Source organism: Microbacterium sp. NPDC097977 (genome assembly GCF_040302605.1).
Classification (GTDB): Bacteria; Actinomycetota; Actinomycetes; order Actinomycetales; family Microbacteriaceae; genus Microbacterium.
The window spans coordinates 1-10,849 of sequence record NZ_JBEOUR010000090.1; the positions used below are offsets into that span (position 1 = coordinate 1).

The 10,849-nt window shown below is 70.3% G+C and carries 10 protein-coding genes; 2 read left to right on the top strand and 8 right to left on the bottom strand.

Annotated features, from left to right (window positions below; genetic code table 11):
- Positions 1-352 precede the first annotated feature (352 nt).
- A complete protein-coding gene (locus tag ABTZ43_RS15310; RefSeq protein ID WP_235564187.1) occupies positions 353-967 on the top strand; it encodes a GntR family transcriptional regulator in 615 nt (204 codons plus the stop codon).
- 43 nt (positions 968-1,010) lie between these two features.
- Here the strand turns inward: ABTZ43_RS15310 and ABTZ43_RS15315 are convergent, their stop codons facing one another.
- The 6 genes from ABTZ43_RS15315 to ABTZ43_RS15340 form a co-directional block, all read right to left on the bottom strand.
- A complete protein-coding gene (locus tag ABTZ43_RS15315) occupies positions 1,011-2,018 on the bottom strand; it encodes an alpha/beta hydrolase (RefSeq protein WP_350539424.1) in 1,008 nt (335 codons plus the stop codon).
- A gap of 27 nt (positions 2,019-2,045) precedes the next feature.
- Positions 2,046-3,086: a hypothetical protein gene (locus tag ABTZ43_RS15320; RefSeq protein ID WP_350539425.1), complete on the bottom strand. Its 1,041-nt coding sequence runs from the start codon at positions 3,084-3,086 to the stop codon at positions 2,046-2,048.
- Positions 3,087-3,148: 62 nt separating this feature from the next.
- On the bottom strand, positions 3,149-4,522 hold the full coding sequence (locus ABTZ43_RS15325; protein ID WP_056419914.1) for an FAD-dependent oxidoreductase: 1,374 nt from the start codon (positions 4,520-4,522) through the stop codon (positions 3,149-3,151).
- A gap of 55 nt (positions 4,523-4,577) precedes the next feature.
- Positions 4,578-5,639, bottom strand: coding sequence for a polyprenyl synthetase family protein (locus tag ABTZ43_RS15330; protein ID WP_350539426.1), 1,062 nt, complete (start codon positions 5,637-5,639; stop codon positions 4,578-4,580).
- Between the two features lie 45 nt (positions 5,640-5,684).
- The gene (locus ABTZ43_RS15335; RefSeq protein ID WP_082539492.1) at positions 5,685-6,344 is read right to left on the bottom strand and encodes a ubiquinone/menaquinone biosynthesis methyltransferase; all 660 of its coding nucleotides are present in this window, start codon (positions 6,342-6,344) and stop codon (positions 5,685-5,687) included.
- Between the two features lie 56 nt (positions 6,345-6,400).
- On the bottom strand, positions 6,401-6,964 hold the full coding sequence (locus ABTZ43_RS15340; RefSeq protein WP_350539427.1) for a DUF402 domain-containing protein: 564 nt from the start codon (positions 6,962-6,964) through the stop codon (positions 6,401-6,403).
- Positions 6,965-7,023: 59 nt separating this feature from the next.
- On the opposite strand from ABTZ43_RS15340, the gene ABTZ43_RS15345 reads away from it, so the two are divergent.
- Positions 7,024-8,280, top strand: a complete 1,257-nt coding sequence (locus tag ABTZ43_RS15345) for an isochorismate synthase (RefSeq protein ID WP_350539428.1) — start codon at positions 7,024-7,026, stop codon at positions 8,278-8,280.
- 22 nt (positions 8,281-8,302) lie between these two features.
- On the opposite strand, the gene ABTZ43_RS15350 is transcribed toward ABTZ43_RS15345, so the two are convergent.
- Both ABTZ43_RS15350 and menD read right to left on the bottom strand, forming a co-directional pair.
- Positions 8,303-9,145, bottom strand: a complete 843-nt coding sequence (locus ABTZ43_RS15350) for a polyphosphate kinase 2 family protein (RefSeq protein WP_149422481.1) — start codon at positions 9,143-9,145, stop codon at positions 8,303-8,305.
- A 41-nt stretch (positions 9,146-9,186) separates the two neighbouring features.
- Positions 9,187-10,849, bottom strand: a 1,663-nt coding sequence (menD, locus tag ABTZ43_RS15355) for a 2-succinyl-5-enolpyruvyl-6-hydroxy-3-cyclohexene-1-carboxylic-acid synthase (RefSeq protein WP_350539429.1), incomplete at its 5' end; no start/stop codon positions are given.

Consider the following 10,849-nt stretch of genomic DNA (forward strand, 5'->3'; position numbering starts at 1 on the left):
ATCTCGACCTCGATCTGCAGTTCATCAACTACCGGTAATCATCGAACGGCGAAGGGGGCGGATGCGCACGCATCCGTCCCCTTCATCGTTCGCGCGGTCGCCATCCCATTCCGATATATAGTCTCGGCCGACGGCGGTCGGCGGGTGCCGACGCGCCCGACGACCATGGTCCGCGACCCGGAGATCCCAGTCAGGGAGCGGCATCGCGGCGCATGATCAGGGTGATGAAAATCACCCTGTGGATTGTTGGCATCGCGCTCGACTTCATGATGTAGTTGCCGTCCGGGCACATCATGGGGGCCCGGATCTGGGAAGCAACTGGGGGCGATCCATGACCAGCAACAGTTCGATGATGAGTACTCGAGGGAGCAAACAGCTGCTGGCGGAGGAGGTCTTCCAGCACATCGGGGCGCAGATCATCGAGGGGGTGCTGCAGCCGGGGCACCGCATCCGCGATATCGAGGTGGCCGCGGAACTGCACGTGTCGCGGACACCGGTGCGAGAGGCACTGCAGCGACTCGAGCGTCTCGGCCTCGTGATCATGTACCCGAGCAGATACACCGAGGTCACCGAGGTGACGCCCGAGACGGTGCAGCAGACCCTCGAGTTCGCCGGGTATCTGGCCGGCGCGGGGGCGCGTATGGGGGTCGCCCGGATGAGCCGTCCGGACCGCGAGCATCTCGCGGACCTGATCGGGGAGATGCACACCGCCCTGGATGACGGCGAGGAGATCTCGCGGACGCGGTGGGCGGTCTTCTCCTTCCTCACCGAGCACAGCCGCAACCTGCAGCACCAGACGATGACCAACGCCGCGAGCATGGCACTGTTCCGCAACCTCCGCGGCTGGATCGTGCCCGAGGACGATCGCGAGCGCATGGTGCAGGTGTACCGGGACTTCCGCGAGGCGGTGCTGCGCGCGGATGCCGACGCCGCAGAGCAGTTCGCCAGGCAGATGCACTACGTCTGAATACATCCATCGTATGACCGGCGGGTCGGCTGGCCGGCGGAGCTCAGTGATCCGACGACCAGCCGCCGACCCACCGGCCGAGGCGAGCGTACGCCTCTTCTCTCGCCTCATGACGGGAGAGGAAGACGTCGTGGAGCGCTCCCTCGATGCGCTCCACGGTGACCGACGGTCCGAGTTTCAGTGCAGCCCGCGCGATGTCGTCCACGACGAGCACGGAATCCGCACGGGTGAGGTCGTCGGACCAGCGGGTGGGCCGCGCGGACCGCGTCGACAGCAGGACACAGACGGGGGCGTCGATCGTCAACCCCGCCGCCACTGCGGCGTGCCCGGTCAGGATCGCATGGAACCATCCGGCATGGATGGCCATGGACTGCGCCGGGCGCCACAGCGGGTTGACCTCGACCGGGTCGTCGGGGTCGGCGACCTCCTGCTGCGCGCGCGTGTAGAAACCCAGATCGACCTGCGGCGCGACCTCCCTCGGGGCCCAGCGAGCCTGGAGCTCCGCCACCGTCGCGATCAGCGGGCGCACCGAGGCGACCTGGAACTCGAGCCACGGGCTGTTCAGGATGACGGCGTCAACGGTGGCAGGATGCCGTGACGCCCAGAGGCTGAGGACCAGGCCACCGGTGGAATGTCCGAAGAGCACCAGCCGTCGCGAGGAGGCGGCCCCGTCGGCCCCTCGCCCCATCGCCGCCAGTGCGGCCTCGATGTCCTCGTCGTACGTGGCGAGGTCGGCGATGTAGCCCGGCGTCTGACCGTCGCGCAGGCTGCGTCCGTACTTGCGCAGATCGAGCGCGAAGAAGCGCGCCCCGCGCGTGGTCCAGAACCGCGCGAGACGCTTCTGGAAGAAGTAGTCGGACCAGCCGTGGATGTACAGCACGTCGACGTCCTCCAGCGGTCGACGGTGCCCGCGGACCTGATCCCACCAGCTCTGCTCCGGGGGCAGACTCCGCACCAGGGTCGCGGAGACGGGCCCCTCGTCGTCCTCGCCGAGTTCGAGTGCGAGCTGCTCGAACTCGTCTCCGAGGACGTCCGGTCTCCACTCAGCCATGCCGCCAGGCTAGCCGAACGTCCACGCCTACTGCGGAGCCGTGGGCCCGACCGTCAGGTTGCGCACGGCCGCCGTCGCCAGAGGAGACGGATCCGCCGCGCCCGAGCCGTTGTCGTAGGTCATGAACCTGAGCCAGTCGGCGCCCAGCCGCACGTCGAGGATCTTCTCGCCGTTCTCGCCGGCGCTGGCCTTGGCCGCATCCGCCCCCTCGACATCGACCGGTGTGCCGTCGAGCCGCTCGAACGCCCATGCGCCTGCCGGAAGCGCGGTGAGCATGAGATGGCTCGATATCGACCCCAGATCACCTGTCGCCGAGGTGTAGTAGCAGATCCGAGACCCGTTCACGTACTCGTAGACCTCGGCAGGGATCCCCCACCCTCCGAAATCGGTGAGAAGCCCGACGTCTTCACCGACGATGCCGGCCACCTCCTGCTCGGTGATGAACCGCTCGCACGGCAGCCCGACGATCTCGCTGGGGATGTACTCGACCTCACGGAGGCTCGCGGACGCAGACGCTGCGAGACGACGCATCGCCTCCTCCACGCGCTCGACGTCAGCGTTGCCGAGACCGGGGGCGTGCACCGAGGCGGTGAGAAGCACCTCGCCCTCGGGGAACGTGAAGAAGCACATCCCAGCCTCGCAGCGGGCATTCTCCCCGAAGTACCCGTCCCGCTCGGTGGCTCCGGCGATCACGCTCTCCGCCTCCGGCACGAGCGCCACCTCCCAGTGCTGCTCGCCGGTCGCGCCCGCAGAGCACGCGATGCCGCCCGCACGCTGGAACATGTACTGGGCGGGCCCGGGGATCCAGCTCATCGTCGACACCACAGACAGCGCGGGCTCGACGGGGCTGGACGGCTCCCCCACGAGGTCTCTCATCTCGGCGGCGACGTCGTCGCACGTCACGTCGAACGCGGCCTCCGGCTCGACGATCGGCTCGGGGGTGGGCGTGGTCGTCTCCGATACCGACGGCGATCCCGACGGCCGCGGCGTCGGAGTCGGCGCCGCCGTGCATCCGGAGACCAGAAGCAGAGCGGCCGTGCCGAGCACGAGGAAGGAACGCAGTCGCATGCGTCCAGCCTAAAGACGCCCTCGCCCCGACACGCGAGGTGCCGACAACGATCAGATGACGGTCACTCGCCGCGGGAGACGCGCACCATCTCGTCGCGCGGCACGACCTTGACGCGGGCGCGCTCGTGCGGTGCGCCGAGGGCGACCTCGTGCTCGTCGAGCCGGTGCCAGCCGTCGAGATCCGTCCACCTGACGCCGCGTTCCCGAAGAAGAGCAGGAATCGCCTCTTCGGACGGGTCCTCCGGATGCCACCAGGAGCCCTGGTCGTTGATGATGTGGCGCACGGTCTCCATCGCGTCGGACTTCGTGTGGCCGATCAGGCCCACCGGGCCGCGCTTGATCCAACCCGTGGCGTAGATGCCCGTCATCTGCTGGTTGGAATCCTTGGCGAGCACCTGGCCCTCGCGGTTCGGGATCACGCCGTGCTTCTTGTCGAAAGGCACCCCGGGCAGCGGCGAACCGAAGTAGCCGATCGCACGGTACAGGGCCTGCAGCGGCACCTCGCGCATCTCGCCGGTGCCGACCGCTCCCCCCTGACCGTCGGGACGCGTGCGCTCGTAGACGAGGGCGGCGACGCGACCGGTATCGTCCGTGCGCACCTCGACGGGCCGCGCCCAGAAGTGCAGGTGCAGTCGGCGCGAGGCGGTGCCTCCGGCGTTGTTCACCGAATCGCGCTTGCGCCACGACTGCAGGACGCGATCGATGACCATCACCTGCTTGTTGCTGGCGACGGCGTCCTTCGAGGCCTCGTCGTAGTCGAAGTCCTCGTCGTAGACGACCATGTCGACATCGCGCAGCTCGCCGAGCTCGCGAAGCTCGAGTGGGGTGAACTTGACCTGCGCGGGGCCGCGGCGCCCGAACACGTGGACGTCGGTGACCTCGCTGGCCTTCAGCCCCTCGTACACGTTCTCGGGGACCTCGGTGACCAGCAGGTCCTCGGCGTGCTTCGCCAGCATCCGGGCGACGTCGAGTGCCACGTTGCCGTTGCCCAGCACTCCGACGGATGCCGCATCGAGCGGCCACTCGCGAGGGACGTCGGGGTGGCCGTCGAACCAGCTGACGTAGTCGGCGGCACCGTAGGAGGCGACCGCGTCGATGCCGGGGATGTCGAGTTCGGTGTCGCGGATCGCGCCGGTGGCGAAGATGACCGCGTTGTAGTGCTTCTTCAGGTCGTCGATGGTGACGTCCTCGCCGAACCGGACGTTGCCGAACAGCCGGATGTCGCCGCGATCGAGCACATCGCGCAGAGCGTTGATGATGCCCTTGATGCGCGGGTGATCGGGGGCCACTCCGTACCGCACGAGACCGTAGGGCGCGGGGAGCTGCTCGAACAGGTCGATGGAGACGTCGAACTTGCGCTCGGCCTTCAGCAGGATGTCGGCGGCGTAGATGCCGGCGGGGCCCGCTCCGACGATGGCCAGTCTGAGCTTGGTCATAAGGGTCCTTTCGTATGCCGTCGCGTCCGGAGTGCGCGGCCGTGGCCGCGACGCCTCAGCTGGAGCGTTCGACGAGGGTCTCTGCGAAACGGGTGAGCGCCTCGCGCACCGTGCCGCGCGGGAGCGCAGTGAGGGTGGCGATCGCATCCTTCGTCCAGGAGTGCGCGAGCGCGCGAGTCTTGTCGGTTCCGACGTGGTCGCGCAGCTCGGCGAGAGGTCCGTCGAGGATCGACGGATCTGCGCCGTCGGCGATGCGCGCGACGCCGTCGTCGATGCGGGCGGCCAGGTCGATCGACGCGTCGTCGGTCTCGGCCTTCAGCAGCAGGTAGGGCATCGTCGGCACGCCGGCACGCAGATCGGTGCCGGGTACCTTGCCCGTGTCCTCGGGCTTGGCGGACAGGTCGATCACGTCGTCGAGCAGCTGGAACGCGACGCCGATCTTCTCGCCGTACACCCGCAGCGGCTCCTCGTACGCGGAGGGGGCGTTGGAGAAGATGACGCCGCCCTGCGTCGCCGCCGCGATCAGGGAGCCGGTCTTGTCGGCGAGCACCTGCAGGTAGAACTCGATCGGGTCGTCGCCGGGCTGAGCGCCGAGGGTCTCATGCATCTGGCCGAGCACGAGCCGCTCGAAGGTGTCGGCCTGCAGACGGATCGCCCGCTCACCGAGACGCGACATCAGCTGGCTCGCACGGGAGAACAGGATGTCGCCGGTGAGGATGGCGATGTTGTTGCCCCACACGGTCTGCGCGGCGGGCACGCCCCGGCGGCGGTCGGCGCCGTCCATCACATCGTCGTGGTACAGCGAGCCGAGGTGGGTGATCTCGAGGGCCTTGGCCACATCGATCACGGCGTCGATGTTGCCGTCGCCGAGCTGCGCGGCGAGCAGCGTCAGCACCGGCCGGATGCGCTTGCCGCCGGCCTCGTAGAGGTAGCGGCTGGCGGCATCGGCCAGCGGATCGGCGACGCGCACGTCGTCGGCGAGGCCGGTCTCGACCCGCTCGAGGCCCTCCTCGATCGCCTGCGCGACACGGCGGCCGGCCGTGCCGATGAAGACACGGTCGCTGAAGCCGAGACGGCTCGCCAGTCGCGAACCCGGGGCAACGCGGCTCGAAGTCACGATCTCAGCCTACCTTCGTCAGGGGTGCGGGTCCGCGCGCGGTGTTCACGCGGGCTTGACCGCCCGGTGCAGCGCGACGATCCCGAACGAGAGGTTGCGGTACTCGACCTCGGACCATCCGGCCTCGCGGATCCACGCCGCGAGCCTCTTCTGATCGGGCCAGTCGCGGATCGACTCGTTCAGGTAGTCGTAGGCGTCGCCGTTCGTGCCGGCGACGCGGGCCACGCGCGGCAGCACCTGTGAGTTGTAGAAGCGGTAGGCGGCGCGGAACACCGAGCCCGGCGGCGTGGAGAACTCGTTGATCACCAGACGACCGCCCGGCTTGGTGACGCGGAGGAGCTCGCGGAGCGCCTTCTTCGGGTCGTTCACGTTGCGCAGCGCGTACGACATCGTGACCGCATCGAACTCCGCATCGGCGAACGGGAGATCCGTGGCATCCGCCTGCACGAACGAGAGATTGCGGATGCTGCCGTGACGGCGCTGCCCCTCGGCGAGCATGCCCGGCGAGAAGTCGGCCGCGACCACCTGCGCTCCACTGCGGGCGAGCGACGCCGACGACGATGCCGTGCCCGCCCCGAGGTCGAGGATCTTCTCCCCCGGCTTCGGTGCCACGGCCCTCGTCGCAGCCGCGCGCCAGAGCGCGTCGTTGCCGACCGTCATCGCGGTGTTCGTGCGGTCGTAGCCCGCGGCGACCTGGTCGAACATGCCGCTGACGCGGGCGGGGTCCTTGCCGAGATCGGCGCGGTTTGCATCGTTCGAGGTCACGAGTCCAGTCTAGGCGCGAGGGGGAGGGCCTCGAGGCGGTCGAGCCAGCGATCTGCCGTGGCATCGTCGAAAGGCGCGACGCGCGCGAGCACCTGCTGCTCCAGGTCGAGCGCGAGGTCTTCGAGCCGTGCCATGACCTCGGCGGGGTACCCGTACTGCGCACTGTGCTCGGCCCACTCGTCGCGATCGTCGACCCAGGTTCCCCGTTCCCCCTCGACGCGCACGACATCGAGGTCCATGTCGATGCCGGTGGCGAGCAGCGGATCCTCCGTCCAGCGCACGTCCCATCCGAGATCGATGTAGATGCGCACACCCTTCGGGTGATCACGATTCACGGTCAGGGCGAAGTCGGTCCGACGCGGGACGAGAGTGACGTTCGGCCCCTCGGCCACGAACGAGGCACCGGGACGAGCACTCCGCCATCCCCCCGGCTGACCGAGCCAGTCGCCCCACTCGTCGGCGCCGAGGTACACGCACTCGTGCCGCCAGTGCGGCGAGCCGTCCCACTTGCGCCACTGGAAGATCATCTCGGCACCGGGGGCGGGTCGCACATCGCTCATGCGTTCAGCGTAGGCCGCGCCCCCGACCTTCCCCCTGACCGAAGAACTAGGCTGGAGGGGTGAGCAGCAGGCTGGTCGTGGAGACCCGTGAGATCGATCCGGTCGAGGATCTCCTGGCCTTCGCCGACCCGGCGCGGCCCCTCGCGTGGCTGCGCCGCGGAGACGGGATCGTCGCCGTGGGCGCCGGGGTCGTCGAGACCGTCCGGGTACCGGCCGGCACGGCGCCACGGCGATCGGCTGCGATCGCCGACGCCTGGCGGGAGCTCGCGCAGGATGCCGAGGTCGACGACGAACTCGGACTCCCCGGCTCAGGCCCCGTCGCGTTCGGAGCGCTGACGTTCGACGAGGACTCCGCCGCCGACAGCGTGCTGATCGTCCCGTCGCTCGTGATCGGGCGTCACAGCGGACGCACCTGGCTCACCCGCATCCGCCGCTCCTCGTCCGCCGACGCTACGGAAGAGGGCGCCGCGACGCGGGAATACGGCCCGCACTGGGCGGGAACCGTGGGTCCCGGCGCCCAGAGCCCGCAGGGCTATCAGGACTCCGTGCGGCAGGCGCTCGGTCGCATCGCGGACGGCGAGCTCAGCAAGGTCGTGCTCGCGCGCGACCTCACCGGCAGCATCCCGGCGGGTTCCGATCTGCGGCGCCTCGTGCGGGCGCTGTCGACCGGATACCCCGACACGTGGGCCTTCGCCGTCGACGGGCTGATCGGCGCGAGCCCCGAGACCCTCGTCACCGTGCAGCAGCGAACCGTGACGGCGCGGGTCCTGGCCGGAACCATCGGCCGCGGAGCCGATGCGGACGCCGACACCGTGGCATCCGCTCATCTGGCGTCCAGCACCAAGGACCTCGACGAGCATCAGTACGCCGTGCAGAGCGTGCTCGCGTCGCTGCGCCCGCACACCCGGGCTCTCGCGGCGAGCGAGCAGCCCTTCCTGCTGAAGCTGCCGAACCTGTTCCACCTGGCGACCGACGTCGAGGGGGAGCTCGCAGACGGCGGCTCGTCGCTCGACCTCGTGGGCGCCCTGCATCCGACCGCGGCGGTCGCGGGCACTCCGACGCCCGCGGCGATCGCGGCGATCCGCGAGCTCGAGCCGTTCGACCGCGGGCGCTATGCCGGACCGGTCGGCTGGGTCGACGCCGCCGGCAACGGCGAGTGGGCGATCGCGCTGCGGTGTGCGCAGTTCTCCCCCGGCGACGGCCGCATCGACGTCACCGCCTATGCGGGTGCCGGGATCGTCGCGGGCTCCGACCCCGAGTCCGAGCTGCTGGAGACACGGGTCAAGTTCCGCCCCCTGGTCGACGCCCTCGCCTGAGTCCTCGCCCCGACGCGAGCAGTCAGCTGGCAGCCAGTCGCTTCTTCTCGGCCTCGACGTCGAAGTCGGCGGCCGGCCACTGCGGGGCGATCCGCTGCAGGGCGTCGAGGAGCAGCTCCTGCACAGCGAGGCGGGCGAACCACTTGTGGTCGGCGGGGATGACGTGCCATGGCGCCACCTCGGTCGACGTGCGGTCGAACGCCACCTGATACGCGGCCATGTAGTCGTCCCACAGCAGCCGCTCGTCGACGTCGCCGGGGTTGTACTTCCAGTGCTTGTCCGGCCGTTCCAGTCGCTCCATCAGGCGGGACTTCTGCTCCTCGGGCGAGATGTGGAGCATCACCTTGACGATGCGGGTCCCGGACGCGGCGACCTCGGCCTCGAAGTCGTTGATCGCGTCGTAGCGCCGGTCGATCTCGGCGGCGGGAGCGAGCGAGCGGACGCGGCCGATCAGGACGTCCTCGTAGTGCGACCGGTCGAAGACGCCGATGAACCCGGGCTCGGGCAGCCGCGTCGAGACGCGCCAGAGGAAGTCGTGCTGCAGCTCCTCGGGCGTCGGCGCCTTGAACGCCGTGAGCGCCACCCCCTGGGGGTCGACGCCGCCGACGACATGACGCACGATCCCGCCCTTGCCCGCGGAGTCCATCGCCTGCAGGATCAGCAGCACGGAGTCTTCGGCCACCCCCACGCGACTCTCGGCGAAGAGCCGCTCCTGCAGGATGTTGAGCTCGTCGAGCCCCGCCGCGAGGTCCCGCTTGCCGTCGGCCTTGCCGCCGCGATACCCCGGGGTGCTCCGCGGATCGACGTCCGCGAGACGGAACCCGTCGCCGACCTGCAGTGCCTTCGCCCACTCATGCGCTGTCATGGGTTCATCCTGCCATCGCCGATGCAGGCTGTGGCGGGAGATCAGCGCGCGAGCGGAACCTCGATCAGCTGCCGCCCACCGGCAGGCGTGGTCAGCGCCTGATCGAGAGCCGTGCGCGTGGTGATCCGCTGATACTCCCAGCCGTAGGCGAGGGCGAGGTGCTCGAGACGCACGGTGTGGGGCGTGTAGAAGGCGCGGTCGAGATCGGCCCGATCAGCTGTCGCCGCGACCTCCAGCCCGTCGAAGATGGTGCCTCCCCCGTCGTTGCCGACGATCACCTGCAGCCGCGGTTCGTCTTCATCGGGCGGCAGCAGCAGCGCACCCGCGTCGTGCAGGAAGGCGAGGTCTCCGAGAAGCACGCGCGTCACTCCGGGGGCGCCGCCGGCCTGGCTGGCGAGCGCGATGCCCGTCGCCGTCGCGATGGTGCCGTCGATCCCGGCGAGCCCGCGGTTGGCGTGCACGGGCACCTTCTTGCCGCCCAGCACCGCGTCGGCGACCCGCACGAGCCGCGACGATCCGAACATCAGCCGGTCGTGCGGCCAGGTCGCACGCCAGACCGCATCGACGAGGAGCTCGCGATCGAGCGGACGGCGCACGGCGGCGAGCTCCGCGGCGACCGCCTCACGACGCGCTCCGGGGTCCGCCGAGGCGAGTCCCTCCTGGTCGGGTGCGCGCTCGCTGAGGTCGACGGCCCGCCCTGCGGATGCCGTGAGCCAGACGCCCAGCCACTCACGATCCCCCGCACCGGGAGCCACCGCGACGGCGGCCGTCGCCGTCGTGCGCCCGTTGAGGTCGAGGGCTTCTCCGCCGCGGCGCACGGCGATCACCTCGATGTCGGCCCGCCCCAGCATCCGCACGACCTCGCGACTCAACGTCGGGTGCCCGAAGACGACCGCGCGCTCGATGCGGCCGCCGAGCTCGGCGTCACTCAGCAGCGCGCGATACCCGTGCACGACCTGGCGGCCGAAGCGGGCGCCGCTGACGATCTCGGCGATGAGCGGCCAGGATCCGGCGTGCGCCAGTTCCTCGGCATCCGGACCCGCGTCCGCCCCCGCGATGACGACGGTGCGCGGACCCCGCTCGAGGACGAGCGGTTCGGCCGGCGGACGACGCGGAGCCTCGCCCGCCGTGATCTCGACTGTCGGATGCGCTCCGGAGAGCGGCTCGCGCGAGGGCAGGTTCAGATGCACGGGGCCGGCGACGCCGGGGAGGCCATGCGCGGCATCCACTCCCATCGCGATCTCGACGGCGTGCGCCGCGAGCCCCGACCAGTCGCCGTCACCGTCGCCGCGGCCGGGCACCGGGGCATCGATCTGCTCCCGAACCCAGGCGGCGAACATCCCCGGCTGGATGGTCGCCTGATTCGCGCCGACGCCCCGGAGCTCCGGCGGGCGGTCGGCCGTGAGCAGCAGCAGCGGCACGCCCGAATGGAACGCCTCCATGGTCGCGGGCAGCAGGTTCGCGACGGCGGTGCCCGAGGTGCACAGGACGGCGGCGGGCACACCCGTCTCGCGCGCGAGCCCGAGGGCCGTGAATCCCGCCACCCGCTCGTCGATGCGCACGTGCAGACGCAGCCGTCCGTCGTCGGCGGCGCGCACTGCGGCGAGCGCGAGCGCCTGCGAGCGGGAGCCGGGCGAGAGCACGAGGTCGCGCACTCCGTTGCCGATGAGCTCGGCGACGAGGGACGCGGCCGCGTCCATGGCC